The 24,158-nt window shown below is 71.5% G+C and carries 23 protein-coding genes; 13 read left to right on the top strand and 10 right to left on the bottom strand.

Annotated features, from left to right (window positions below; genetic code table 11):
* Window positions 1–44 precede the first annotated feature (44 nt).
* From TPA0908_RS13780 to TPA0908_RS13760, 5 genes are all read left to right on the top strand, one after another.
* Entirely contained in the window at window positions 45–1,688 is a 1,644-nt protein-coding gene (locus tag TPA0908_RS13780; RefSeq protein ID WP_281937981.1) for a peptide ABC transporter substrate-binding protein, read from the top strand.
* A 143-nt stretch (window positions 1,689–1,831) separates the two neighbouring features.
* Window positions 1,832–2,758, top strand: coding sequence for an ABC transporter permease (locus tag TPA0908_RS13775; RefSeq protein WP_107158893.1), 927 nt, complete (start codon window positions 1,832–1,834; stop codon window positions 2,756–2,758).
* Between the two features lie 78 nt (window positions 2,759–2,836).
* Window positions 2,837–3,820, top strand: a complete 984-nt coding sequence (locus TPA0908_RS13770) for an ABC transporter permease (protein WP_281937979.1) — start codon at window positions 2,837–2,839, stop codon at window positions 3,818–3,820.
* A 25-nt stretch (window positions 3,821–3,845) separates the two neighbouring features.
* Window positions 3,846–4,874 carry an ABC transporter ATP-binding protein gene (locus TPA0908_RS13765; RefSeq protein WP_281938601.1) on the top strand — a complete coding sequence of 343 codons (1,029 nt, stop codon included), beginning with the start codon at window positions 3,846–3,848 and terminating at the stop codon, window positions 4,872–4,874.
* On the top strand, window positions 4,867–5,883 hold the full coding sequence (locus TPA0908_RS13760) for an ABC transporter ATP-binding protein (protein ID WP_281937977.1): 1,017 nt from the start codon (window positions 4,867–4,869) through the stop codon (window positions 5,881–5,883). Before TPA0908_RS13765 ends, TPA0908_RS13760 begins: the two co-directional genes overlap by 8 nt.
* A gap of 71 nt (window positions 5,884–5,954) precedes the next feature.
* Here TPA0908_RS13760 and TPA0908_RS13755 read toward each other — a convergent pair whose 3' ends face one another.
* The gene (locus TPA0908_RS13755) at window positions 5,955–6,308 is read right to left on the bottom strand and encodes a chorismate mutase (protein WP_281937976.1); all 354 of its coding nucleotides are present in this window, start codon (window positions 6,306–6,308) and stop codon (window positions 5,955–5,957) included.
* A 290-nt stretch (window positions 6,309–6,598) separates the two neighbouring features.
* On the opposite strand from TPA0908_RS13755, the gene pcrA reads away from it, so the two are divergent.
* Window positions 6,599–9,001 (top strand): DNA helicase PcrA, encoded by a 2,403-nt coding sequence (pcrA, locus tag TPA0908_RS13750; RefSeq protein WP_281937975.1) that lies wholly within the window; start codon window positions 6,599–6,601, stop codon window positions 8,999–9,001.
* Window positions 9,002–9,059: 58 nt separating this feature from the next.
* Here the strand turns inward: pcrA and TPA0908_RS13745 are convergent, their stop codons facing one another.
* Both TPA0908_RS13745 and TPA0908_RS13740 read right to left on the bottom strand, forming a co-directional pair.
* A complete protein-coding gene (locus tag TPA0908_RS13745) occupies window positions 9,060–9,836 on the bottom strand; it encodes a M23 family metallopeptidase (RefSeq protein ID WP_374709206.1) in 777 nt (258 codons plus the stop codon).
* 262 nt (window positions 9,837–10,098) lie between these two features.
* Window positions 10,099–10,815, bottom strand: coding sequence for a M23 family metallopeptidase (locus TPA0908_RS13740; RefSeq protein WP_281937971.1), 717 nt, complete (start codon window positions 10,813–10,815; stop codon window positions 10,099–10,101).
* Between the two features lie 387 nt (window positions 10,816–11,202).
* Between TPA0908_RS13740 and TPA0908_RS13735 the strand changes: the two genes are divergently transcribed.
* The 3 genes from TPA0908_RS13735 to sucD all read left to right on the top strand — a co-directional run bounded on the left by TPA0908_RS13735 (window position 11,203) and on the right by sucD (window position 14,071).
* On the top strand, window positions 11,203–11,607 hold the full coding sequence (locus tag TPA0908_RS13735) for a cobalamin B12-binding domain-containing protein (RefSeq protein ID WP_107158910.1): 405 nt from the start codon (window positions 11,203–11,205) through the stop codon (window positions 11,605–11,607).
* Window positions 11,608–12,002: 395 nt separating this feature from the next.
* The gene (gene sucC / locus TPA0908_RS13730) at window positions 12,003–13,181 is read left to right on the top strand and encodes an ADP-forming succinate--CoA ligase subunit beta (protein WP_107158926.1); all 1,179 of its coding nucleotides are present in this window, start codon (window positions 12,003–12,005) and stop codon (window positions 13,179–13,181) included.
* Between the two features lie 2 nt (window positions 13,182–13,183).
* Entirely contained in the window at window positions 13,184–14,071 is an 888-nt protein-coding gene (sucD, locus tag TPA0908_RS13725; RefSeq protein ID WP_281937966.1) for a succinate--CoA ligase subunit alpha, read from the top strand.
* Between the two features lie 54 nt (window positions 14,072–14,125).
* On the opposite strand, the gene TPA0908_RS13720 is transcribed toward sucD, so the two are convergent.
* Window positions 14,126–14,395 carry a DUF4190 domain-containing protein gene (locus TPA0908_RS13720; protein ID WP_281937964.1) on the bottom strand — a complete coding sequence of 90 codons (270 nt, stop codon included), beginning with the start codon at window positions 14,393–14,395 and terminating at the stop codon, window positions 14,126–14,128.
* A 160-nt stretch (window positions 14,396–14,555) separates the two neighbouring features.
* Between TPA0908_RS13720 and TPA0908_RS13715 the strand changes: the two genes are divergently transcribed.
* A complete protein-coding gene (locus TPA0908_RS13715; protein WP_281937962.1) occupies window positions 14,556–15,872 on the top strand; it encodes a cell division protein PerM in 1,317 nt (438 codons plus the stop codon).
* Between the two features lie 87 nt (window positions 15,873–15,959).
* Here the strand turns inward: TPA0908_RS13715 and TPA0908_RS13710 are convergent, their stop codons facing one another.
* Together TPA0908_RS13710 and TPA0908_RS13705 are read right to left on the bottom strand one after the other, a co-directional pair.
* Window positions 15,960–16,541, bottom strand: coding sequence for a DUF4190 domain-containing protein (locus tag TPA0908_RS13710; protein ID WP_281937960.1), 582 nt, complete (start codon window positions 16,539–16,541; stop codon window positions 15,960–15,962).
* A 31-nt stretch (window positions 16,542–16,572) separates the two neighbouring features.
* Window positions 16,573–16,869 (bottom strand): CD225/dispanin family protein, encoded by a 297-nt coding sequence (locus tag TPA0908_RS13705; protein ID WP_281937959.1) that lies wholly within the window; start codon window positions 16,867–16,869, stop codon window positions 16,573–16,575.
* Between the two features lie 180 nt (window positions 16,870–17,049).
* Between TPA0908_RS13705 and purN the strand changes: the two genes are divergently transcribed.
* From purN to TPA0908_RS13690, 3 genes are all read left to right on the top strand, one after another.
* The gene (gene purN, locus TPA0908_RS13700; RefSeq protein WP_281937957.1) at window positions 17,050–17,670 is read left to right on the top strand and encodes a phosphoribosylglycinamide formyltransferase; all 621 of its coding nucleotides are present in this window, start codon (window positions 17,050–17,052) and stop codon (window positions 17,668–17,670) included.
* Window positions 17,667–19,238, top strand: coding sequence for a bifunctional phosphoribosylaminoimidazolecarboxamide formyltransferase/IMP cyclohydrolase (gene purH / locus TPA0908_RS13695; RefSeq protein ID WP_281937955.1), 1,572 nt, complete (start codon window positions 17,667–17,669; stop codon window positions 19,236–19,238). Before purN ends, purH begins: the two co-directional genes overlap by 4 nt.
* Before the next feature lie 290 nt (window positions 19,239–19,528).
* Window positions 19,529–20,020 (top strand): hypothetical protein, encoded by a 492-nt coding sequence (locus TPA0908_RS13690; RefSeq protein ID WP_281937954.1) that lies wholly within the window; start codon window positions 19,529–19,531, stop codon window positions 20,018–20,020.
* A 131-nt stretch (window positions 20,021–20,151) separates the two neighbouring features.
* On the opposite strand, the gene TPA0908_RS13685 is transcribed toward TPA0908_RS13690, so the two are convergent.
* The 4 genes from TPA0908_RS13685 to TPA0908_RS13670 are packed head-to-tail and all read right to left on the bottom strand — an operon-like array spanning window position 20,152 to window position 24,096.
* The gene (locus TPA0908_RS13685; protein ID WP_281937953.1) at window positions 20,152–21,180 is read right to left on the bottom strand and encodes an ABC transporter ATP-binding protein; all 1,029 of its coding nucleotides are present in this window, start codon (window positions 21,178–21,180) and stop codon (window positions 20,152–20,154) included.
* Window positions 21,164–22,201, bottom strand: a complete 1,038-nt coding sequence (locus tag TPA0908_RS13680) for an ABC transporter ATP-binding protein (protein ID WP_281937952.1) — start codon at window positions 22,199–22,201, stop codon at window positions 21,164–21,166. Before TPA0908_RS13680 ends, TPA0908_RS13685 begins: the two co-directional genes overlap by 17 nt.
* 7 nt (window positions 22,202–22,208) lie before the next feature.
* Window positions 22,209–23,165, bottom strand: coding sequence for an ABC transporter permease (locus tag TPA0908_RS13675; RefSeq protein WP_107158965.1), 957 nt, complete (start codon window positions 23,163–23,165; stop codon window positions 22,209–22,211).
* The gene (locus TPA0908_RS13670; protein WP_281937951.1) at window positions 23,158–24,096 is read right to left on the bottom strand and encodes an ABC transporter permease; all 939 of its coding nucleotides are present in this window, start codon (window positions 24,094–24,096) and stop codon (window positions 23,158–23,160) included. Before TPA0908_RS13670 ends, TPA0908_RS13675 begins: the two co-directional genes overlap by 8 nt.
* Window positions 24,097–24,158 lie beyond the last annotated feature (62 nt).

Genomic DNA, 24,158 nt, shown 5'->3' with positions numbered 1-24,158 from the left:
GAAACCCACGACGGAACCAGGTTAGAAAGAGGAGGCCCCTCGCAATGAGAGTCTCGAAGCGGGCGAGCGGCGCGCTCGCGGTGGGCGCGGCATTCGCGCTCGTCGCGTCCGGCTGCTCCAGCGGGAACAACGACGGTGGCGACACCGGCGCGAGCAAGGACGGCGCCATCGTCATCGACGGCACCCAGCCGGAGAACCCGCTGGTTCCCTCGAACACCACCGAGACCGGTGGCGGCAAGATCATTGACTGGCTGTGGAGCGGCCTGGTCGAGTACCCCAACAACGGTGGGGCGCCGCAGAACCTGCTCGCCGAGTCGATCGACACGAGCGACTCCAAGGTCTTCAAGATCAAGATCAAGCAGAACACCAAGTTCCACGACGGCACCACCGTCAAGGCCGAGAGCTTCGTCAAGGCCTGGAACTGGGCGGCGTACGGGCCGAACGGCGCGCAGAACGCCTCCTTCTTCTCCGACATCCAGGGCTTCGGCGACGTCTACACCGAGGACCCGGACGGCCCGGACGGCCCGAAGAAGGCCCCGGAGCCGAAGGCCAAGGAGATGACCGGCCTCAAGGTCGTCGACGACTGGAACTTCGAGGTCACGCTCTCCGCGCCGACCGCCGTGTTCCCGACCAAGCTCGGCTACAGCGCCTTCATGCCGCTGCCGGACGCGTTCTTCGCCACCACCCCGGCGGAGTTCGGCAAGAAGCCGATCGGCAACGGCCCGGTCAAGCTGACCGCCTGGCAGGACGACGTCGAGATCAAGCTGACTCGTTTCGACGACTACAGCCTGCGCGACAAGATGAAGATCAAGGACGTCACCGTCAAGATCTACCAGGACGACACGGCGGCCTACAACGACCTGCTCGCCAACAACCTGGACTTCCAGCAGCAGGTCCCGGTCTCGTCGCTGGCCGGTGACAAGTGGAAGACCGACCTGGGCGAGCGGGCGATCCAGACGACCATTCCGTCGACCGGCATCATCGCCTTCCCGATCTACGACAAGCGCTTCACCAACCCGAAGCTGCGCAAGGCGATCTCGCTGTCCATCGACCGGCAGGCGATCACCGACAAGATCTTCTTCGGTAACCGCAAGCCGGCCGACAGCTGGGCCAACCCGCTGACCCCGGGCGCCGAGCCGGGCAACTGCACCGCCTGCAAGTTCGACGTGGCCCAGGCCAAGCAGCTCCTCCAGGAGGCCGGTGGCTTCCAGGGCAAGCTGACCCTGTCGTACAACGCGGACGCCAGCCACAAGGAGTGGATGGAGGCGGTCGCCCAGCAGATCAAGACCAACCTGGGCATCGACGCGGTCGCCGTCGGCGTGCCGACCTTCGCGGTCTTCCGTGCCAACATCAACAACTACAAGATGACCGGCATGTACCGCGCCGGCTGGCAGCAGGACTACCCGGACGTCGAGAACTGGATCAACCCGCTCTACGTGACCGGCGGTTCCTCGAACGACGGCAAGTACAGCAACCCGCAGGTGGACGCCCTCGCCAAGGAGGCCTCCGCGGCCCCCAGCATCGAGGAGGCCCACAAGAAGTTCGCCGAGGCCGTCAAGCTGATCGACCAGGACGTCCCGACGATCCCGATCTACTTCAGCGGCGAGCAGTCCGGCCACTCGGAGAAGATCAAGAAGCTGGAGCTGACCAACGTCGGCGAGCTCGACATCACCTCGGTCGAACTCTGATCCGAACGGTCTGACCCCGGGTCGGGCTCGCCTACCGGTGAGCCCGGCCCGGGGCCGTTCCGCGAGGGGGTGTACAACAAACCCCTCGCACGTTGTCGTCACCGCGTCGGGTGCCCGGCGCTCCCTGTCTGGAGGACCACCCCATGGGCCGTTATCTCTTGAGACGGCTGCTGCAACTCGTGCCGGTGTTCATCGGTACGACGTTCCTGATCTACTGGCTCGTCTGGTCGGTGCCCGGTGACCCCTTTGCCGGTAAGTGCGGCGACCGTGGTTGCCCGCCGAACTACCGGGCCATGATGACCGAGAAGTACCATCTCGACGACTCGATCTGGGTGCAGTACGCCAGCTACATGAAGAACCTGTTCCAGGGTGACTTCGGTATCACGTTCGGCGGTCGCGAGATCAGCGACATCATCGCCACGTCGTACCCGAACACCCTGAAGCTGGCGGTGGTCGCCCTCGCCATCGAGGCCGTGATCGGTCTCGGCGCGGGCATCCTGACCGGTCTGCGACGCAACGGCTTCCTGGACAACCTGGTCCTGGTCTCCACCCTGTTCCTGATCGCACTGCCGGTCTTCGTCATCGGCTTCGTGCTGCAGTGGGTGCTCGGCGTCAAGTGGGGCATCATCAACCCGACCGTCTCCAACGAGATGCGGTTCAGCGAGCTGATCGTGCCCGGCTTCGTGCTCGGCAGCGCCTCGATGGCGTACATCGCCCGGGTGGCGCGCACGAGCATCGCCGAGAACCGGCGGGCCGACTACGTCCGTACCGCGATCGCCAAGGGCCTCCCGATGCGCCGGGTGGTCGGCGTGCACCTGCTCCGCAACTCGCTCATCCCGGTGGTCACGCTGCTCGGCACCGACCTCGGTGCGCTGATGGGTGGCGCGATCGTGACCGAGGGCATCTTCGGCATCAACGGCATCGGCCGGCAGGTGCTCCGCTCGATCGTCACCAAGGAGAGCGCTACCGTTGTCGGCATCGTGGTGGTGCTGGTGGTCGTCTACCTCGTGATGAACCTGCTGGTGGACCTGCTCTACGCCGCCCTCGACCCGAGGATCCGCTATGAGTGACGAGCGCCGCAGCGAACGAATCGTCCCAGCAGTCTGCGCGGGCAACCACGCCCGCGCCGAGCGCAGCGAGGTGCGGGCATGAGTGACCCGAGTACCGCGTCGATCGTGTCGACGCCGCCCGCGACCATGCCCACCGAGGCCGGGTCCGGCGCGCCCACCAACGCCGGCCTGCCGGAGAGCGCCAAGCAGCAGAAGCCGCGTGGCCTGCTCGGCGACGCCTGGCTCGACCTCCGTCGCAAGCCGCTGTTCTGGATCTCCGCCGCGTTCATCCTGCTCTTCATCGTGATGGCCGCGTTCCCGTCGCTGTTCACCTCCGGCGACGCGGTCAACGGCGCGCTGGAGCGCAGCCGGGTCGAGCCGTCGTCGTCCGCCTGGTTCGGCTACGACGTGCAGGGCCGCGACGTCTACTCCCGGGTCATCTACGGCGCCCGCGCGTCGATCGTGGTGGCCCTGGTGTCCACCATCCTCACGCTGCTGTTCGGCGGCGCGATGGGCATCATCGCCGGCTACCGCGGCGGCTGGGTGGACGCGGTGCTGTCCCGGGTCGCGGACATCTTCTTCGGCCTGCCGTTCGTGCTCGGCTCGATCGTCATCCTGACCACGTTCAACGGCTCGGGCACCGACAACGGCGAGTGGACGATCATGGGGCTGGTCATCCTGTCCCTGAGCGTGCTGAGCTGGCCCGTGGTGATGCGGCTGATGCGCTCCTCGGTGCTCGCCACCAAGGAGGCCGACTACATCGTCGCGGCCCGCGCGCTGGGTGCCGGCACCGGCCGGATCATCCTGAAGCACCTGCTGCCCAACTGCCTGGCGCCGCTGCTGGTCTACGGCACGATCATGGTGGGTTCGTTCATCGGCGCGGAGGCCACGCTCTCCTTCCTGGGCATCGGCCTGAAGAGCCCGGTGGTCTCCTGGGGCATCATGATCAGCGAGGCGCAGAACTACATCCGGGTCTCGCCGTTCCTGCTGTTCTTCCCCTCCGCGTTCCTCGTCACCGCCGTGCTGAGCTTCGTGATGCTCGGCGAGGCGGTCCGCGAGGCCCTCGACCCGAAGCTCCGATAGGGGAACTGAGTTGTCCGACATTCTCGTGTCCGAGCAGTCCGCGGCCGGCGCCGACGGATCCGGCCGCCCCTCGGGCCGCCTGCTCGAGGTCGACGACCTGCGGGTCGAGTTCCGCACCCGGGACGGCGTCGCCAAGGTCATCAACGGTGTGACGTACCACGTCGACGCGGGGGAGACCCTCGCCGTGCTCGGCGAGTCCGGCTCCGGGAAGAGCGTCACCGCGCAGACGGTCATGGGCATCCTGGACACCCCGCCCGGGTTCGTCACCGGTGGCGAGGTCCGCTTCCACGGCAAGGACATGCTCAAGCAGTCCGCCGAGCAGCGGCGACGGATCCGTGGCGAGGGCATCGCCATGATCTTCCAGGACTCGCTCTCGGCCCTCAACCCGGTTTTCACCGTCGGCTTCCAGATCGCCGAGCAGTTCCGCATCCGGCGCGGCCTCAGCCGCTCGGACGCCAAGAAGCGCGCGATCGAGATGCTCGACCAGGTGAAGATCCCCAACGCCAAGGGTCGGTTCAGCAACTACCCGCACCAGTTCTCCGGCGGTATGCGGCAGCGCGCCATGATCGCGATGTCGATCGCGCTCGACCCGGAGGTGCTGATCGCCGACGAGCCGACCACCGCGCTGGACGTGACCGTGCAGGCCCAGATCATGGACCTGCTCGGCGAAATCCAGCGGGAACGGCAGATGGGCATGATCCTGATCACCCACGACCTCGGCGTGGTCGCCGACGTCGCGGACCGGATCGCGGTCATGTACGCCGGCCGGATCGTCGAGGAAGCCGACGTCTACGAGCTGTACGCCAAGCCGGCGCACCCGTACACGCTCGGCCTGCTCAACTCGATCCCGCGGATGGACGAGAAGGGGCAGGAGCTCCGGACCATCAAGGGGCTCCCGCCGAACCTGATGAACATCCCGCCGGGCTGCGCCTTCAACCCGCGCTGCCCGATGGCGCAGCCGGTGTGCCGGGAGAAGGTTCCGCCGCTGCTGCAACTGGGCCACGGCCGGGCCAGCGCCTGCCACTTCGCCGAGGAGCTCGTGAACCGTGACTGAGAACATCATCGAGGTTCGTGACCTGGTCAAGCACTACCCCGTGACCCAGGGTGTGGTGTTCAAGAAGACCATCGGTCACGTCAAGGCGGTCGACGGCGTCTCCTTCGACCTGAAGGCCGGCGAGACGCTCGGCGTGGTCGGCGAGTCCGGCTGCGGCAAGTCGACGCTCGCCCGGGTGCTGATGAACCTGGAGAAGCCGACCGCCGGCCAGGTGCTCTACAAGGGCCAGGACATCTCCAAACTCTCCGGTGGCGCGCTGCGGCGGCTGCGCCGGCAGATCCAGCTGGTGATGCAGGACCCGTACACCTCGCTGAACCCCCGGATGACTGTCGGTGACCTGATCGGCGAGCCGTTCGAGATCCACCCCGAGGTGGCTCCGCGCGCCAGCCGACGCGGCAAGGTCAAGGAACTGCTCGACCTGGTCGGCCTCAACCCGGAGCACATCAACCGGTACCCGCACCAGTTCTCCGGCGGTCAGCGGCAGCGCATCGGCATCGCCCGGGCGCTGGCGCTGCGGCCCGAGGTGATCGTCTGCGACGAGCCGGTGTCGGCCCTGGACGTGTCCATCCAGGCCCAGGTGATGAACCTGCTGGAGAAGCTCCAGGCCGAGCTCGGTCTGTCGTACGTCTTCATCGCCCACGACCTGTCGGTCGTGCGCCACCTGTCGGACCGGGTCGCCGTCATGTACCTGGGCAAGATGGTGGAGGTCGGCACCGAGGACGAGATCTACGAGCGGCCGACCCACCCGTACACCCAGGCGCTGCTGTCGGCGGTGCCGGTGCCGGACCCGACCGTGCGGGAGAGCAAGGCGATCATCCGGCTCCAGGGCGACGTCCCCTCGCCGGTCAGCCCGCCCTCGGGCTGCCGGTTCCGCACCCGGTGCTGGAAGGCGCAGGACGTCTGCGCCCAGGAGGTGCCGCTGCTGGAGATCCGGCCGGGCTCGGACCACCCGAGCGCCTGCCACTTCGCGGAGAAGCGGGAGATCGTCGTCACCCACGAGGTGGCCTGAACCAGACCTGACCGCCTGCCGACGTCAGCCCGACGCCGGCAGGCGGTTCGTCGTCTGTGGCGCGGGTCGGGTCACAGCGGGCCCCGGCCGGCGCGCAGCAGCAGAAGCGCGAGCTGAGTGCCGTCGGCGCCGAGTTCGGTACGGAACCGCTCCAGGATCTCCCGCTCGCGGGAGAGCACCAGCCGGGTGCCCCCGGCAGCCATCCGGGTCGCGCCGACCTCCTGGGACAGCGCCGCCCGTTCCTGCCAGAGCGCGATGAGCGTCCGATCGATCTCGTCGATCCGGCGCCGGATCTCACCGATCCGCTCGGCCGCCACCGAGTCGTCGGTGCCGGTCCGCGCCGCCGCGGCGCCGGTCGGGTCACCGCCGGCCTTCCGGTCGTGCCGCGCCAGGCCGCCGCTGGACTCCACCACGTCAGTCATCATCGTCGTCCCTCTCGGGGCTCGGACCCGGTACCCGGATCCCGGGACGGAAAAGCCCCGGGCTCGGGGAGCCCGGGGCTTTTCGTAGGTCTGATGTGATCAGGCGCGACCCACGGCTGCCGGACTCCCGGTGCCGTAGTAAAAAAAGCGCTTGTCGAACACGTCGTCGAGTATGCCGACCGGCGGGGCGGACGCGCAAGGAAACCGGCCAACAGGTGGGACGGGACGCGGGTCCGGGGACCCGGGCGCGCGGGCGGGGAAGTGTCCGGGCGACGGCATAGACTCGGGCTGCGATGCATCCTCTCTTCGACATTCCCGCGTCCCCGCCCGCGCCGGAGTCCCGGCCGACCCCGCCGCGCCGTTCCGGGGGCGCCCGGTCGGACCCGCAGGCCCTCCTCGACGGCCTGAACGGCCCGCAGCGGGACGCGGTGACCCACGCCGGCTCCCCGTTGCTGATCGTGGCCGGCGCCGGCTCGGGCAAGACGCGCGTGCTGACCAACCGGATCGCCTACCTGCTCGCCGCCCGGGACGCGCACCCCGGCGAGATCATCGCGATCACGTTCACCAACAAGGCCGCCGGCGAGATGAAGGAACGGGTGGCCGCGCTGGTCGGCCCGCGCGCCCGGATGATGTGGGTGTCGACGTTCCACTCGGCCTGTGTCCGGATCCTGCGGGCCGAGCACGAGCACGCCGGCCTCAAGTCGACGTTCTCCATCTACGACGCCGACGACTCCCGGCGGCTGATGCAGCTGGTGGCCCGCGAGCTGGACCTGGACCCGAAGCGCTACCCGGCGCGGGGTCTGGCGGCCCAGGTGTCCAACCTGAAGAACGAGCTGGTCGACCCGGAGGAGTTCGCCGGCCGGGCCAAGGGGCCGAACGAGCGGGCGCTGGCCGAGGCGTACGCGCTCTACCAGCGCCGGCTGCGCGAGGCCCACGCGCTGGACTTCGACGACCTGATCATGACCACCGTGCACCTGCTCCAGTCGCATCCGCACGTGGCGGAGAGCTACCGGCGCCGGTTCCGGCACGTGCTCGTCGACGAGTACCAGGACACCAACCACGCCCAGTACGTCCTGATCAAGGAGCTGGTCTCCGGCACCGAGGGCATCCCGCCGGCCGAGCTGTGCGTGGTGGGCGACGCCGACCAGTCGATCTACGCGTTCCGGGGCGCGACCATCCGCAACATCCTGGAGTTCGAGCGGGACTTCACCGACGCCCGCACCATCCTGCTGGAGCAGAACTACCGCTCGACCCAGACCATCCTCAACGCGGCCAACGCGGTCATCGACCGGAACACCTCACGCAAGCCCAAGCGGCTGTGGAGCGACGCCGGCGCGGGCGAGCAGATCGTCGGCTACGTGGCGGACACCGAGCACGCCGAGGCGGACTGGGTGGCCCGGGAGATCGACCGGCTGGTCGACGCCGGCGACACCCGGCCGGGCGACGTGGCGGTCTTCTACCGCACCAACGCCATGTCCCGGGTGTTCGAGGAGGTGTTCATCCGGGTCGGCCTGCCCTACAAGGTGGTCGGTGGGGTGCGCTTCTACGAGCGCAAGGAGGTCCGCGACGCGCTGGCCTACCTGCGGGCCGTGGTCAACGACGACGACACGGTCAGCCTGCGCCGGATCCTCAACACCCCCCGGCGGGGCATCGGCGAACGGGCCGAGGCCTGCGTCGAGGCGCTGGCCGCCCGGGACCGCATCTCGTTCGGCGCCGCGCTGCGCCGGGCGAAGGACGCGCCGGGGATCTCCACCCGGGCGGCCAACGGCATCGCCGAGTTCGTCGGGCTGCTCGACTCGGCCCGTGAGCTGACCGCCACCGGCACCCCGGAGGAGGTGCTGGAGGCGCTGCTGACCCGCTCGGGCTACCTGGCCGAGCTGGAGGAGAGCCTCGACCCGCAGGACGCCGGCCGGGTGGACAACCTCCAGGAACTGGTGAGCGTCGCCCGGGAGTACACCGAGCGGATCGAGTCGCTGGGCGCGGACGACGAGCGGGCCACGCTGGCCGGCTTCCTGGAGCAGGTGGCGCTGGTCGCCGACGCCGACGCGATCCCCTCCGACGACCCCGACCACCAGGGCGTGGTCACCCTGATGACGCTGCACACCGCCAAGGGGCTGGAATTCCCGGTGGTCTTCCTGACCGGCCTGGAGGACGGCGTCTTCCCGCACCTGCGTTCGCTCGGCGACACCCGCGAGCTGGAGGAGGAGCGCCGGCTGGCGTACGTGGGCATCACCCGAGCCCGGCAGCGCCTCTACCTGTCCCGAGCGGTCACCCGGTCGGCCTGGGGCGCACCGGCCTACAACCCACCGTCGCGGTTCCTGGAGGAGTTGCCGCCGGAGCTGGTGCGGTGGGAGCGCACCGAGGGGTCGTACACCTCGTGGGGTGGCGGCGGTGGTGGCGTCGGTGGCCGGGCGGACCGGTTGTCCGGCGGCGGCCGGGGCGGCTTCACCGGCGGCACGCCCAGGGCGACCCAGCTCGCCAAGCGTCTCGGCGTGGACGCCAGCCGGCTGGCCACCGCGAGCGACCTGAAGCAGACGCCCAAGGTCTCGGTGGGCGACCGGGTCAACCACCAGCGCTACGGCCTGGGCCGGGTGCTGGCGGTGGAGGGTGCCGGGCCGGGGGCCCGGGCGCAGATCGACTTCGGCGAACAGACCATGTGGCTGGTGCTGCGGCACGCGCCGATCGACAAGCTCTGAGCGTCGAGGAGGCCCGGTCCGGTGTCGCACCGGGCCGGGCCTCGTCGTGTCGTGGCGCTCAGCAGGCCACGTCGATGCCGCGGGCGCGCAGGAACGGCGCCGGGTCGATCTGGTTCCACATCGCACCCTGGTGCACCTCGAAGTGCAGGTGCGGGCCGGTGGCGTCACCGGTGGCGCCCTCGTAGCCGATGACCTGACCGGCCTTGACCCGGTCGCCGACGTCGACGAGCAGCCGGCTCTGGTGGGCGTAGTGGGTCAGGTAGCCGTTGTGGTGGTCGACGAAGACGGAGTTGCCGTAGCCGTCGCCCACGTCACCGGCCTTGACCACGGTGCCGGACGCGGCGGCCCGGATCGGGGTGCCGGCGGGCATGGCGAAGTCGATGCCGGCGTGCAGTGTGCCCCACCGGGGCCCGAAGCAGGACGTGATGTCGGCGCCCGGCATCGGGATGACCCAGCTCGGCTTCGGCGCGGCCTTCTTCTTTTTCGGCTTCGGCTTCGGCTTCGGCGGCACGGTCTGCTTCGGCTTCGGGCTGGTCGCGCTCGGGCTGGGAGACGGGCTGGCCGGCGTCGCGGACGGGGTGACCGGGCGGAGCGACTCGCGGGCCGACCGGTCGGCGCGGGCGGCAGCCTCGGCGCGGGCCCGCGCGTCGAAGTCGACAGCGGCCGGCGCCGGCGCCGGACTGTCGTCGGTGGCGACCAGGACGCCGCCGAGGCCGAGACCGAGCAGGGCCAGCGCGCCGGTGACCAGGTACGCGGTCCGCCGGCCGGTCCGCCGGTGCCGGGCGGGGGCGGGGTCCGGGGTGGCGCCGTTCGGGGTGGGACTGCTGTGCTGCACGGGAACCTTCACCAGTTGAGGGGCACGTGGACCTGGAAATACTGGTGTCGGTCTCCGAGCGCGCCGGTGGCGGGTTCGCGGCCCGGTCGGGTGCGTCGCCGGATCGTGTCCGCGATCGGGCCCGGCTGGGCGATTCACGACAAGCGTCGATCACCGGGTGGTGTGGGCCCGCTCACATCGTGCGGTGTGACGGGGCAGACATGCGCCCACGCGAAACCGCCCGGATCGCGGGATCCGGGCGGTCATCGGGCGGTGCGGAGCGTCAGGAGGCGGCTACGTCGCCGTAGAGTGCCTCGGTTTCGAGCTTGATGTCCACTCCGCGCTCCTGGAGGAACGTCACCGGGTCGCGCGGCTCGCCGTTGACATGCACCTCGAGGTGCAGGTGCGAGCCGTAGGAGTGGCCGGTGTTGCCGACCAGGCCGAGCTGGTCGCCGGCCTTGACCTGCTGGCCCTCCTTCACGGTGACCGCGGAGGAGTGGCCGTAGATGGCCTCGCTGCCGTCGGCGTGCTGGACGATCACGGCGTAGCCGTAGCCGCCGAACCAGCCGGCCTTGGTGACGGTGCCGGCGTGGACCGCCTTGTAGGGCGTGCCCTCCGGCGCGACCAGGTCGATGCCGGTGTGCAGCTTGCCCCAGCGCATGCCGTAGGGCGACTTGAAGTCGTAGCCGTGCAGGGGGAGGAGCCAGGGGTCCTGCTCGGTGGCGGCGGTGTCGCCACCCGACCGGTCGTCGCGGGTGGCGCGGTCGGCGCTGTCGGCACGGGCCGCGGCGTCCTGGCTGGCGACCGAGGCCTGCCGGAGCTCGTCGAGGACGGACGGGCTGACGCTCTTGGCGTCGGGAAGGGCGTTCGCGCCGAGGGCGACGATGCCGGCGCCGACGAAGGCGGTCGTGACGACCGCCGCGTAGCGGCTCCGCGGGGGGGTGGGTACGCGGCGACGACCGCGATATCTATCGGGCTCAGACGACAGGCGCTGGCGCACGCACACCCTCCGTTGTCGGGGATCCGATGCGACCTCGGGCCGTTCGGTGAAGCTCTGCCGAACGTCCGGTGCCGCGTCGTCACCCGTCCGTGGACCTGATGACAACCGTGGACACGTTAGCCAACCGCCACTCCTGTCACAAGCCGAAGCGCCGAATCGGCGTTTCGTTATGTCCGTTTACATCCTGTCTTGTGTCATCTCGTGCCGCCGGTTGGATGGCCCGCCGACTGGCCTTTCGTCGCGGACCGTGACCGATCGGCGGAGGTGTCCGACTTTCGGCGCGCCCGGGTGGGCGGTATGGCGCAGCCCGGCTTTCCGCCCCCGGTCCGCCCGGGTTACCGTTCGTTCAGGGTCAGCAGTGCCGGTGCCGGTGAAAGGTGTGCGCAGATGAGCTCTCGGATTCGGGTCGTCGTCGCCAAGCCCGGCCTGGACGGCCACGACCGCGGCGCGAAGGTCGTGGCCCGCGCGCTGCGGGACGCCGGCATGGAGGTCATCTACACCGGCCTGCACCAGACTCCCGAGCAGATCGTCGAGACGGCGATCCAGGAGGACGCGGACGCGGTCGGCCTGTCGGTGCTCTCCGGCGCGCACATGACGCTGTTCAAGCGCGTCGTCGAGCTGCTCACCGACCGCCAGGCGGCCGACATCGTGGTCTTCGGCGGCGGCATCATCCCGGAGGCCGACATCCCGGAGCTGGAGCGGCTCGGCGTCGCGAAGATCTTCACCCCGGGCGCCACCACCGGGTCGATCGTCGACTGGGTACGGGAGAACGTGGCCCAGCCGGTCGGCTGATTCCGGGCAGGGGGAAGGGCCGGACGCACCCCTCACACGCCCGGCCCCTCTATGCACGATGCCCCGCCGCCACCCCTCGACCGACAGGGCATCGGCCGCTCCCGTCATCGCGCTTGACCAGCGCTCCGACATCAGACTCAACGACGCCCCTGACCGGGGGTTACGCCCCGACGCGGACATCCCCCGGACGGCTGACACCGCGTCTCTCGTCGTGCGCTACCGCGACGACGGTTGTGCATTACCGCACACCCCGCACCCGCTCGGTTGCCGCCGGTTCCCATCTCGTTAGGCTGCGGCAAATGGCCTGTCTGTTCTGATGACAGGCGTCAAACTGATTTTCCAACGCTGGTGGCGGCGCGACGGCGCGCCGCGGAGACGGGACGGGACGCGCAATCGTGGACCTGTACGAGTACCAGGGGCGGGACCTGTTCGAGCGGCACGGTTTGCCCGTGCTCGCCGGCGGCGTCGCCACTACCCCGGAGGAGGCCCGCGCGATCGCCGAACGCCTCGGCGGCCGGGTGGTCGTCAAGGCGCAGGTGAAGGTCGGTGGCCGCGGCAAGGCCGGCGGCGTGAAGCTGGCCGAGGGCGCGGAGGAGACGGTGGCCCGCGCCACCGACATCCTCGGCATGGACATCAAGGGTCACACGGTCCACAAGGTCATGATCACGGTGACCGCGGACGTGGCCGAGGAGTACTACTTCTCGTACCTGCTCGACCGGGCGAACCGCACCTTCCTCTGCATCGCCAGCGTCGCCGGCGGCATGGACATCGAGGCGGTCGCCGCCGAGACCCCCGAGAAGGTCGTCAAGGCGCCGATCGACGCGAACACCGGCGTGGACGAGGCCAAGGCGCGTGAGATCGTCACCGCGGCCGGCTTCCCGGCCGAGGTCGCCGACCAGATCGTCGACGTCGCGGTCGGGCTGTGGCAGGCGTTCGTCGCCGAGGACGCCACCCTGGTCGAGGTGAATCCGCTGGCCACCACGAAGGACGGCAAGCTGCTGCTCCTGGACGCCAAGGTCACGCTGGACGAGAACGCCGGGTTCCGGCACCCGGACCACGAGGCCCTGGTCGACCAGGCGTCGGTGGACCCGCTGGAGCAGGCCGCCAAGGAGAAGGACCTCAACTACGTCAAGCTCGACGGCGAGGTCGGCATCATCGGCAACGGCGCGGGTCTGGTCATGTCCACGCTCGACGTGGTCGCGTACGCCGGGGAGCGGCACGGCGGCGTCAAGCCGGCCAACTTCCTCGACATCGGCGGCGGCGCGAGCGCCGAGGTGATGGCGAACGGCCTGGAGATCGTCCTCTCCGACCCGTCGGTGAAGAGCGTCTTCGTCAACGTCTTCGGCGGCATCACCGCCTGCGACGCGGTCGCCAACGGCATCGTGCAGGCGCTGGCGCTGCTGGAGCAGCGCGGCGAGAAGGCCACCAAGCCGCTCGTGGTCCGCCTCGACGGCAACAACGCCGAGGAGGGCCGGGCCATCCTCGACGGCGCGGCGAACCCGCTCATCCAGCGGGTCGACACCATGGACGGCGCGGCCGAGCGGGCCGCCGAGCTGGCAGCGGCGGGGGTCTGACAATGGCTATCTGGCTGACCAAGGACTCCAAGGTCATCGTGCAGGGCATGACCGGTTCCGAGGGTTCCAAGCACACCCGGCGGATGCTCGCCGCCGGTACCACCGTGGTCGGCGGCGTGAACCCGCGCAAGGCCGGCACCACCGTCGACTTCGACGGCACCGAGCTGCCGGTCTTCGCCTCCGTCGCGGACGCGATGAAGGAGACCGGGGCCGACGTCACGGTCATCTTCGTGCCGCCGCAGTTCACCAAGGCCGCCGTGGTCGAGGCGATCGACGCCGGCATCGACCTGGCCGTGGTGATCACCGAGGGCGTGCCGGTGCACGACACCGCCGCGTTCTGGGCGTACAACGTGGCCAAGGGCGAGCGCACCCGGATCATCGGCCCGAACTGCCCCGGCATCGCCTCGCCGGGTGCCTCCAACGCCGGCATCATCCCGGCCGACATCACCGGCGTCGGCCGGATCGGCCTGGTCAGCAAGAGCGGCACCCTGACCTACCAGATGATGTACGAGCTGCGCGACATCGGCTTCTCCACCTGCGTCGGCATCGGCGGTGACCCGATCATCGGGACCACCCACATCGACGCGCTGGCCGCCTTCGAGGCGGATCCGGAGACCGACGCGATCGTCATGATCGGTGAGATCGGCGGCGACGCCGAGGAGCGGGCGGCCGAGTTCATCAAGGCCAACGTCACCAAGCCGGTGGTCGGCTACATCGCCGGCTTCACCGCCCCGCCCGGCAAGACCATGGGTCACGCCGGCGCGATCATCTCCGGTTCGGCCGGCACCGCCGACGCGAAGAAGGCGGCGCTGGAGGCGGTCGGCGTCAAGGTCGGCAAGACCCCGACCGAGACCGCCGAGCTGATGCGGGAGCTCATGTCCGGCCGCTGAGCGGTCAGCTGACACGGCGAGGGGGTCGACCGGTTCCGGTCGGCCCCCTCACGCTCAGCGGTACCAGTACGGGTAGTAGTAGCTGCCCCGGGCCCGCACGATGGCGCTGGCCACGATGTTGATCACACCGAACGCGATGGCCAGCCAGCCGAGCAGCTGCGACTTGCCGTTGCGGCGCGCGTCGCGGATCGACAACCAGCCGAAGACGATTCCCAGGATGCCGCAGCAGAACAGGCCGAAGACGATGCCGAGGACGCCCCAGAGCGTGGTCCGGTCCCGACCGGCGGCCGGTGGCGGCGGTGGCGGCGGATACGGAGCGTTCACGGCTTCCTCCGAGCGGTCGGTGCCGCGACGGGAACGGTCGCGTCTCAAGCCGAGGCTAGACCGGATCACCGCCGCCGATCCGCGGGTTCGACGAACTCGCCACGGTCCCGGCCCGGTATCGGACTGCCGTCCTCTCCCGTGGCGTGCCAGAGTAGACGCGATGTCACGTGTCACCCCTGACCAGCCCCGCCGTCCGGCCGCCGGCCCCGCCACCGGCGCCCGGCCGCGCGCCCGTGCCCGCCCTGCCGCGCGCGTGCCCCCGCCCCGGGCGGGTGAGCCGTCGCGCAGCCGGGCCCCGCTGCCCGTGGCCGCCGGCGTGGCCGCGCTCTGGGCGGCGCTGACCTCCCTGCTGCCGGTCGTCGTCGTGCTCGGCCTCGCCCAGATCACCGAGGACGCCGGGTCGCTCGGCGGCGCGCTGCGCGCCGGCCTGGCCGGCTGGCTGCTCGGGCACGGGGTGCCGTTGCAGACCGCCGCCGGGCCGCTCGGTCTGGCCCCGCTCGCGCTGAGCGTGCTGGTCGTCTGGCGGCTCACCCGGGCCGGGGTGCACGTCAGCCGGGCCGTGGGCGCGCGCGGCGCCGGCTCGCCCCGGCAGGCGCTCGCCGTCGCGGTCGCGGTCGCGGTGGGGTACGCGCTGCTCGGCACGATCGCCGCGGTGGCGGTCGGCGCGGGTGGCGTACGCGTCTCCCCGGTCACGACCGCCGTGACGTTCGCCGTGTTCGCCGCCCCGGCCGCACTCGTCGGCGCGCTGCGCACCACGGGCGTCTGGGCGCTGCTGGCCCGGCGGTGCCCGCCGGCGGTGCGCGACGGGTTGCGGGCCGGGCTGGTCGCGGTGCTGCTGCTGCTCGGCGCGAGCGCCGGCGCGGCCGGGCTGGCGGTGGCCACCGGCGGTGGCGACGCGGCCGACATGATCGGCGCGTACCGGACCGGGGTGGCCGGGCAGGCGGGCATCACGCTGGTCAGCGTCGCGTACGCGCCGAACGCCACCGCCTGGTCGGCCAGCTACCTGCTCGGTCCCGGGTTCGCCGTCGGCACGGACACCGCGGTCCGCACCAGTGAGGTGTCGGTGGGCGCGTTGCCGGCCGTGCCGTTGCTGGCCGGCCTGCCGCGTGGCCCGGTGGACGGGCTGGGCACCGGCCTGCTCGCGGTGCCGGTGCTGGCCGCGATGGCGGCCGGCTGGCTGCTGGCCCGGCGGCTGCTGCGCGCGGCGGCCGAGGACCGGGCCGAGGTCGGCTGGCCGGAGCTGCTGGTCCCGGCCGTGCTCGCCGGCCCGGTCGCCGGGGTGTTGCTGGGGCTGCTCGCGGCGGCCTCAGGCGGGTCGCTCGGCGGTGGTCGGCTGGCCGAGATCGGCCCGGCGCCCTGGCCCGTGACCGCCGTGGCCACGCTGGTGATCGCCGTGGGCGCGGTGCTCGGCGCCGCCGCCACCCACACCCTCACCACCCGGCCCGCCCCGCCCCGGCCCGCCCCGACCCCGCGCTGACGGCTCGGGTCTTCGCCACCCGGATCGACGGGTGGACGTGACGAAGGGGCGCCCGGCGGCTGCCGGACGCCCCTTCGTCGGAGCCGGTCAGGAACCGAAGTTGCTCATGTTGATCGCGGCGCCGGCGATGGCGCTGATGATCCCGAGGACCACTCCGATGCCACCGCAGATCAGGGCGGCCTTCACCTGGCCCGGGTTGCTGGCCTCGCCGGCCTGGACCTTCTTCTGGCCCAGGAAGCCGAGCACCACGCCGGCGATGCCGGCGGGGACGCCCAGCAGCGGGCAGCAGAGGCCGAGCACGATCGAGGCGATGCCGACGATCATGCCGATCAGGCCCATGGTGTTGTTCTGGCCCTGGCCGGGGCCGGCCGGGTAGCCGGCGGCCGGGTACTGCGGCGCGGCGCCGTACGGCTGCTGCGCGTACGGGTCCTGACCGTAGGGCTGACCCGAGGTGGGCTGGCCGTAGGGCTGGCCGGAGGTCGGCTGGCCGTAGTCCGGCTGCTGCCCGTACTGGGGCTGCTGCCCGTAGTCCGGCTGCTGGCCGTACTGCGGCTGCTGGCCGTACTGCGGGGGCTGCGGCGGCTGGCCGTACGGGTCGTGCGGCTGGGCGGTCGGGTCCTGGTTCGGCTGCTGGCCGTACGGGTCCTGTCCGGGGTGTCCGGGCTGCATGTCGGGAAACTCCTCAGTTGTGGGCTGTCGGTCAGTTCGTGCCGGTGCTGCCGCCGACGAGACCCGCCAGGCCACCGAACAGGCAACACACCACAATGATGCCGATCAGGACCAGGCCGACGATCAGGGCCCACTTGGACCACTTCCTGGACTCGGCGGCGGCGGCCTGCGCGCCGGCGTAGTCACCCTGCTGGATCAGCGGGTTGACCTTGGAGGCGTTGATGATCGCCGGGATCGCGAGCGGCCAGCACAGGAAGATCGCGACGATGGACATCGTCATGTTGTTGTCGATCTGCGACGGCTGCTTCTGGGGATATCCGGGCTGCATGGGGGTGACTCCTCGGGCCGGCGGCACGGCGCGTGCCGGTTACTCGTTCGGGGTGCGGGTCGGGCGTACGCCGGACACCGGGCGACCGGCAGCGTACCGCGAGCCCACTACCTCCGGAGATCATCCGACAGGCCGCCGCCCGACAGCCGGACCGCCCGACCTGCCCGATAGGGTGGCCGCGTGACCGAGCCCGCGTCCGTCGCCCGCCTCGTCGTCCTCGTCTCCGGCTCCGGCAGCAACCTCCAGGCGTTGCTGGACGCCGCCACCGACCCCGGCTACGGGGCCCGGGTGGTGGCCGTGGGCGCCGACCGGGACGGGATAGCCGGCCTGGACCGCGCCGCCGCGGCCGGCGTGCCGTCCTTCGTCGAGCGGGTCAAGGACCACCCCACCCGGGCCGACTGGGACAAGGCGCTCACGGCCCGGGTCGCCGAGCACCGGCCCGACCTGGTGATCAGCGCCGGGTTCCTCAAGTTGGTCGGCCCGGAGTTCCTCACCGCGTTCGGTGACCGCTACCTGAACACGCACAACACGTTGTTGCCGGCGTTCCCCGGCATCCACGGCCCCCGCGACGCGCTGGCGTACGGCGTGAAGGTCACCGGGGCCACGCTGTTCTTCGTCGACGCCGGGATGGACACCGGCCCGATCGTCGCCCAGGTCGCCGTACCGGTGCTCGACGACGACGACGAGGAGACGCTCACCGAGCGCATCAAGTCCGCCGAGCGGCGCCAGCTCGTCGAGCAGGTCGGCCGCCTGGTACGTGAAGGTTGGACGATCACCGGCAGAAAGGTCACCGTTCCGTGAGCACCCATGACGACGCCCGCCGCCCGATCCGGCGCGCGTTGGTCAGCGTCTACGACAAGACCGGCCTGGTCGAGCTGGCCCGCGCCCTGCACGAGGCCGGCGTGGAGATCGTGTCGACCGGCAGCACCGCGTCGACGATCTCCGGCGCCGGGGTTCCGGTCACCCCGGTCGAGCAGGTCACCGGCTTCCCGGAGATCCTCGACGGCCGGGTGAAGACGCTGCACCCGAAGATCCACGGCGGCCTCCTCGCCGACCTGCGCAAGGACTCGCACGCCATGCAGCTCGACGAGCACGGCATCGCCGGGATCGACCTGCTGGTCTCCAACCTCTACCCGTTCCAGGCCACTGTCGCCTCCGGCGCCGACGCCGACGAGTGCGTGGAGCAGATCGACATCGGCGGTCCGGCGATGGTGCGGGCCGCCGCGAAGAACCACGCCTCGGTCGCGGTGGTGACCGACCCGGCCGCGTACCCGGCGGTGGTGGCCGCGCTCGCCGACGGCGGGTTCACCCTGGCCCGGCGGCGCGCGCTGGCGGCCCGGGCGTTCGCCGACATCGCCGACTACGACGTGGCGGTGGCCGACTGGTTCGCCACCACGGTGGCCCCGGCCGAGGACGGCTGGCCGGAGTTCGCCGGGTTGGCGCTGCGCCGCCAGGCCGTGCTGCGCTACGGCGAGAACCCGCACCAGGCGGCGGCGCTCTACACCGACCCGGGCGCCCCGGCCGGGCTGGCCCAGGCCGAGCAGTTGCACGGCAAGGAGATGTCCTACAACAACTACGTCGACGCGGACGCCGCGTGGCGGGCCGCGCACGACTTCGCGGACCAGCCGGCGGTGGCGATCATCAAGCACGCCAATCCGTGCGGCATCGCGGTCGGCACGGACGTGGCCGAGGCGCACCGCAAGGCGCATGCCTGCGACCCGGTCTCCGCGTTCGGCGGCGTGATCGCGGTCAACCGGCCGGTGAGCGTGGAGTTGGCCGGCCAGGTCGCGGAGATCTTCACCGAGGTGCTGGTGGCGCCCGGCTTCGACGAGGGCGCGCTGGAGCTGCTGCGGGCCAAGAAGAACATCCGGCTGCTGCGGGCGCCCGCGTTCGCCAGCCGGCCGGCGGAGTGGCGGCAGGTCAGCGGCGGCGTGCTGGTGCAGATGCGGGACGCGGTCGACGCGCCCGGCGACGACCCGTCCGGTTGGACGCTGGCCACCGGCGACCCGGCCGACGAGGCGACGCTGCGCGACCTCGCGTTCGCCTGGCGGGCGGTGCGCGCGGTGAAGAGCAACGCGATCCTGCTGGCCCGCGACGGCGCCACCGTCGGCGTCGGGATGGGCCAGGTCAACCGCGTCGACTCGGCACGGCTGGCGGTCAGCCGGGCCGGCGACGAGCGGGCCCGCGGCTCGGTCTGCGCCTCGGACGCGTTCTTCCCGTTCGCGGACGGCCCGCAGATCCTCATCGACGCCGGCATCCGGGCGATCGTGCAGCCCGGAGGCTCGATCCGCGACGAGGAGACCATCGCGGCCTGCAAGGCGGCCGGCGTGACGATGTACCTCACCGGCACCCGCCACTTCTTCCACTAGGTCTGTTCCGCACGGGTTGCACCTCGCCGCTGGTTACCGTGCGTAGCCGCAGGGGAGGGACAATCAGATCTGCGCGGTATACCTCAGAGGCATAGTTATGACTCTGAGGTATACCGCTTCAGACACCATTGGTGCCGCTGCCCCGACACGCCGGGGCTGGGGGCGAAACGCGCCGGACCCGGGTAGCCCGCCGCCGCGCGTCGTTGCCGGCCGCCGCGGGCGGTTGCTAGCGTGTGCCGGCGACGATCGATCGACCGTCTCCACTGTCCGTGAGCCCCGGCAGGTGTGCCATGCGCGTGCGCGACCGGTTGACCGCCGTCGTCGTCACGCTGGCGTTCGTCCTGGCCGCGCTCGGCTCCGCCGCCGGCCCGCACGCCGCCGCCCTGCCCGCAGTCGGCCCGTCCGCAGTCGGCGCGCACACCCTCGGCCCGCCCACCGCCGGCCTCTCCGTCGTCGGCGCGGACACCTTCGCCCCGTCCGTCGTCGGCGGGAACGCCGTCGGGCCGGCTGCCGTCGTACCCGCCTCGGGGTGCCGGGCCGGGCCGGTCGTGTCGCTCGGCGCGTACCCGCAACGGCGGTGCGCGGAGCTGTCCGGCGGGTGGTGGGGTGAGCGGCGCGGCGGCCTCGCCTACGGCGACGGACCGGACGAACCGCTCCCGACCGCGCCCCCGAGCGTCGCCGGCCCGGTCATGTCGGCGCGGCTCACGCCGGGCCGCCGGCCGCCGGCCCTGTCGCTGCCGCCGCGTGGCGCGCTGGCCGCGCGGGCGCCGCCCACCGCCTGAGTCGCGCCGGAGCCTGCCGCGTCGACCCGGCGGTTCCACCGCGCGCTGCCGTCGCCCACGGGGGCGCACCTCACGCACCCCGTCCACGTCCCGCTGCGGCCCCGCCCCTCCTTCCTCCGGGGGACGGGGCCTCAGACGTCCGGGCGCACCTCGGCGAAGTGGCAGGCGCTGGGGTGCGGGTCCGCGGCGCGGGGCACGGTCTGCGGGTCCTGGACGGCGCAGACCTCCTCCGCCTTCCAGCACCGGGTGCGGAACCGGCAGCCCGACGGCGGGTCGGCCGGGCTGGGCACGTCGCCGCTGAGCCGGATGATCGTCCGGCGGTCGCGGGCCTCCGGGTCGGGCACCGGCACCGCCGAGAGCAACGCCTGGGTGTACGGGTGGGTGGCGCGCTGGTAGATCTGCTCCTCGGTGCCGATCTCCACGATCCGGCCCAGGTACATCACCGCCACCCGGTCGCAGATGTGCCGGACCACGGACAGGTCGTGCGCGATGAAGATGTACGACAACCCGAACTCGTCCTGGAGCTGCGCCAACAGGTTGATCACCTGGGCCTGGATGGAGACGTCAAGCGCCGACACCGGCTCGTCGCAGACGATGATCTCCGGGCGCAGCGCGAGCGCGCGGGCGATGCCGATGCGCTGCCGCTGGCCGCCGGAGAACTGGTGCGGGTAGCGGTTCACGTGCTCCGGGTTGAGCCCGACCACGTCCAGCAGCTCCTGCACCCGCTGCCGCCGGCTGCCCTTCGGCGCGGCGTCCGGGTGGATCGCGAACGGCTCGCCGACGATGTCGCCGACCGTCATCCGCGGGTTCAACGAGGTGTACGGGTCCTGCATCACCATCTGCATGTTCCGCCGCAGCCGCCGCAGCTCCCCGCCGGACGCCCGGAACAGGTCCCGCCCCTCCAGCGTGGCCCGGCCGGCGGTCGGCGTCTCCAGCCGCATCAGCAGCCGGGCCAGCGTGGACTTGCCGCAGCCGGACTCGCCGACCACGCCGAGCGTCTCGCCCCGGCGCAGCTCGAAGCTCACCCCGTCGACCGCCCGCACCGCGCCGATCTGCCGTTTGAACAGCACGCCCTGGGTGATCGGGAAGTGCTTGACCAGCTCGTCGACGGCGAGGACGGTCTCGCCGCGGACCTTGGCCGGGCTAGCGGGCGCGGTCATCGTGGACCTCCTGCGCGAAGTGGCACGCGCTGGTCCGGCCGTCGCCGAGCACCAGGTCGTGCGGCACCTCGTCGACACAGACCTGCTGCGCGTACGGGCAGCGGGGGTGGAACGGGCAGCCGGGCGGGATCCGCATCAGGTTCGGCGGCAGCCCCGGAATGGTCGACAGCGCCTGCCCGCGCACGTCGAGCCGGGGGATCGACTCCAGCAACCCCTTGGTGTACGGGTGGGCCGGCGCCCGGTACAGCGAACGCACGTCGGCGTGCTCGATGATCCGGCCGGCGTACATGACCGCGATCCGGTCCGCCACGCCGGCGACCACGCCGAGGTCGTGGGTGATCAGGATGAGCGCCATGCCGAGGTCCCGGCGCAGGTCGGCCAGGAGGTCCATGATCTGCGCCTGCACGGTGACGTCGAGCGCGGTGGTGGGCTCGTCGGCGATCAGCACCTTCGGGTCCAGCGCCAGCGCCATGGCGATCATGACGCGTTGCCGCATCCCGCCGGAGAACTGGTGCGGGTAGTCGCCGAGCCGGCTCGCCGCGGCCGGGATGCGGACCAGGTCCATCAGCTCGACCGTGCGCCGGCGCGCGTCGGCGCGGGACAGTCCGGCCCGCTGCCGCAGCGACTCGCCGATCTGCCAGCCGACCGGGAAGACCGGGTTCAGCGCGGACAGCGCGTCCTGGAAGATCATCGCGATCTCCGTGCCCCGGACCTGCCGGCGTTCCTCCTCCGACCGGGTGAGCAGGTCCCGCCCCCGGTAGCGGATCTGACCGCCCCGCACGTACGCGGGCGGGGTGTCCAGGATGCCCATGATCGCCTGGGCGGTGACCGACTTGCCGGAGCCCGACTCGCCGAGCACGGCAAGCGTCTCGCCGGCGTCCAGGTGGTACGTCACCCCGTTGATCACCCGGGCCACGCCCTCCCGGGTGCGGAACTCGACGTGCAGGTCCCGCACCTCCAGCAGGTGCCCCTCGGGCGGGGTGGGGGAGGCCGGCGTGGGCCGGATCGCGGACTCGGTCATGGGGAACTCACCGCAGCTTCGGGTCGAAGGCGTCGCGGACCGCGTCGCCGAGCATGATGAACGCGAGCACGGTCAACGCGAGGAAGACCGACGGCACGATCAGCGGCGTGGCCGACTCGCGCATGTGCACCCGGCCGGCGTCGATGTCGATGCCCCAGGAGATGGTCGGCGCCTTCAGCCCGATGCCGAGGAAGCTCAGCGTCGCCTCGGCCGCGATGAACGACCCGAGCGCGATGGTGAGCACCACGATGGCCGGCGCGAGCGCGTTCGGCAGGATGTGCCGCCACATGATCCGGCCGTCGCCGGCGCCGAGCATCCGGGCCGCGGCCACGTAGTCCTGCTCGCGGGCGGTGATCACCGAGGAGCGCACCACGCGGGCCGCGGTGGTCCAGCCGAGCAGCGCCAGCACCAGGATGACCGCGAACAGGCGTACCGTCTCGCCGCTGGTGCTCACGCGCTTGAGCAGCACGATCGCGGCCAGCAGCAGCGGGATGCCGAGCACGATGTCAATCACCCGGGAGAGCACCGCGTCGACCCACCCGCCGAAGAAGCCGGCGAGCATGCCGACGACCAGCGCGATCACCCCGGTGATCACCGCGGAGAACGCGCCCACCAGCAGCGAGGCCCGAGCGCCGTAGACCGCTCGGGCGAACGTGTCGCAGCCCTGGAAGTCGTACCCGAAGATGGCCCCGCCGGACGGTCCGGCGTGCTGCCGGGAGAGCACGCAGTCGCGCGGGTCGTTGGCGGTGAACAGCCCGGGGGCGACGGCCATCGCGGCGACCAGCAGGACCAGCAGCAGGCTGAGCCAGAACACCGGGTTGCGGCGCAGGTCCCGCCAGGCGTCCCCGGCCAGGCTGCGGGACCTGCCGGGCCGGCCGGCCCGGTCCGGGGTGCCGGGCTCGCCGGAGACGCCGCGCCGCGCCGACTGGTCCTCCGTCGCCGCCACCGTCTCGAAGTCACTCATATCTGATCCTCGGGTCGAGTACGGCGTAGAGCACGTCCACCACCAGGTTGGACAGCAGGTAGACCACGACGAGGACGCTGACGATGCCCACCACCAGCGGGCCGTCCTCGGTGCGGATGCCGCGGAACAGGTTGAAGCCGACGCCGGGAATGTTGAACACGCCCTCGGTGATGATCGCGCCGCTCATCAGGTTGCCCAGCTCGACGCCGAGGAACGTGACCACCGGGATGAGCGAGTTGCGCAGCACGTGCACGCCGACGATCCGGCGGCGCACCAGGCCCTTCGACCGGGCGGTGCGCACGTAGTCGGCGCGCAGGTTCTCGGTCACCGAGGTGCGGGTCAGCCGCAGCGCGGTGGCCAGCGACAGCGAGCCGAGCACGATGCCGGGCAGCAGCAGCGCCCGGAACGAGGGCTGGGCGCCGGCGGTGGGCGGGAAGATCGGCCAGCGTACGCCGAGGAAGTACTGCGCCAGCGGGGCCAGCACGATGGTGGGGATGCCGAGCACCAGCAGCGTGAGCACCAGCGTGGCGTGGTCGAAGACGCCGGAGCGGCGGATGGCCGCGATGACGCCGGCGGTGACCCCGAAGATTACGGTCACGGCCAGCGCGATCAGCGCCAGTTTCACGGTGACCGGCCAGGCGGCGGCCAGGATGTCGCCGATCTGCCGGCCGGTGAGCGACTGGCCGAGGTCACCGCGGAGCAGGCCGCCGAGATAGTTCAGGTAGCGGTAGAAGAAGCCGCCGACGCCGGTCGCGTCCAGGTGGTACTTCTCGGTCAGGTAGGCGCGTTGGGCGGCGGTGACCGGCCGTTCCCCGGCGAGCGCCTGGATCGGGTCGCCCTGGCCGGCGAACATCAACGCGTAGACGATCAGCGTGGTCCCGAAGAACGCGAGGACCATCTGGAGCAGTCGCCGCAGGATGAACCGGAACATGCCTGCGAGTCTGCCGAAGATGGGGCAAATGCGGGCCAATGCCAAGGCCGGGCCACCCGGTG

This window comes from Micromonospora sp. AKA38 (genome assembly GCF_027925725.1).
GTDB lineage: Bacteria > Actinomycetota > Actinomycetes > Mycobacteriales > Micromonosporaceae > Micromonospora.
This window is presented reverse-complemented; position numbering and strand designations above follow the sequence as displayed.

Coding starts and splice junctions, on each gene's coding strand:
- TPA0908_RS13780 (WP_281937981.1), top strand. CDS start 45: ATGAGAGTCTCGAAGCGGGCGAGCGGCGCGCTCGCGGTGGGCGCGGCA.
- TPA0908_RS13775 (WP_107158893.1), top strand. CDS start 1,832: ATGGGCCGTTATCTCTTGAGACGGCTGCTGCAACTCGTGCCGGTGTTC.
- TPA0908_RS13770 (WP_281937979.1), top strand. CDS start 2,837: ATGAGTGACCCGAGTACCGCGTCGATCGTGTCGACGCCGCCCGCGACC.
- TPA0908_RS13755 (WP_281937976.1), bottom strand. CDS start 6,308: ATGATGACTGACGTGGTGGAGTCCAGCGGCGGCCTGGCGCGGCACGAC.
- pcrA (WP_281937975.1), top strand. CDS start 6,599: ATGCATCCTCTCTTCGACATTCCCGCGTCCCCGCCCGCGCCGGAGTCC.
- TPA0908_RS13735 (WP_107158910.1), top strand. CDS start 11,203: ATGAGCTCTCGGATTCGGGTCGTCGTCGCCAAGCCCGGCCTGGACGGC.
- sucD (WP_281937966.1), top strand. CDS start 13,184: ATGGCTATCTGGCTGACCAAGGACTCCAAGGTCATCGTGCAGGGCATG.
- TPA0908_RS13715 (WP_281937962.1), top strand. CDS start 14,556: ATGTCACGTGTCACCCCTGACCAGCCCCGCCGTCCGGCCGCCGGCCCC.
- TPA0908_RS13710 (WP_281937960.1), bottom strand. CDS start 16,541: ATGCAGCCCGGACACCCCGGACAGGACCCGTACGGCCAGCAGCCGAAC.
- TPA0908_RS13705 (WP_281937959.1), bottom strand. CDS start 16,869: ATGCAGCCCGGATATCCCCAGAAGCAGCCGTCGCAGATCGACAACAAC.
- TPA0908_RS13690 (WP_281937954.1), top strand. CDS start 19,529: ATGCGCGTGCGCGACCGGTTGACCGCCGTCGTCGTCACGCTGGCGTTC.
- TPA0908_RS13685 (WP_281937953.1), bottom strand. CDS start 21,180: ATGACCGCGCCCGCTAGCCCGGCCAAGGTCCGCGGCGAGACCGTCCTC.
- TPA0908_RS13680 (WP_281937952.1), bottom strand. CDS start 22,201: ATGACCGAGTCCGCGATCCGGCCCACGCCGGCCTCCCCCACCCCGCCC.
- TPA0908_RS13675 (WP_107158965.1), bottom strand. CDS start 23,165: ATGAGTGACTTCGAGACGGTGGCGGCGACGGAGGACCAGTCGGCGCGG.
- TPA0908_RS13670 (WP_281937951.1), bottom strand. CDS start 24,096: ATGTTCCGGTTCATCCTGCGGCGACTGCTCCAGATGGTCCTCGCGTTC.